We start from the raw sequence: 430 nt of genomic DNA on the forward strand, positions 1-430 counted from the left end.
GGGCGCATTGGCCAACTTCGAGTGCGCCACCATCAAGGTCCCCGTCGACTGGAAGCGGCCGCACGGCGCCACCATCGATCTGGCCCTCGCCCGCCACCTTGCCACCGACCCCGGGCGCCGGATCGGTTCGCTGCTGATCAACCCGGGTGGTCCGGGCGGCTCCGGCGTGGACTTCGCGTTCAGCGCGGCCGACGCCTTCTCGCCCGAACTGCTGGCGCGTTTCGACATCGTGGGCTTCGACCCGCGGGGCGTCGGCCGCAGCAACCCGGTGGTGTGCGACGAGGACCGGGTGAACGCGCAGTCGGAGGCGATCTACCCGGACAGCGACTCTTCCTTCGCCGCCCTCCGCGCGGCGAACCGCGCGCTCGGCGAGAGCTGCCGCGACCTCACCGGGCCGCTGGCCGACCACATGGACACCGGGAGCGTCGTC

Annotated in this window: 1 pseudogene; it reads left to right on the plus strand. The window is 72.3% G+C overall.

Annotated features, from left to right (window positions below):
* A pseudogene (locus ADK36_RS11820) lies at positions 1–430 on the plus strand (alpha/beta fold hydrolase); the annotation flags it as partial.

Source organism: Streptomyces viridochromogenes (assembly GCF_001270495.1).
GTDB classification, from domain to species: Bacteria; Actinomycetota; Actinomycetes; order Streptomycetales; family Streptomycetaceae; genus Streptomyces; species Streptomyces viridochromogenes_A.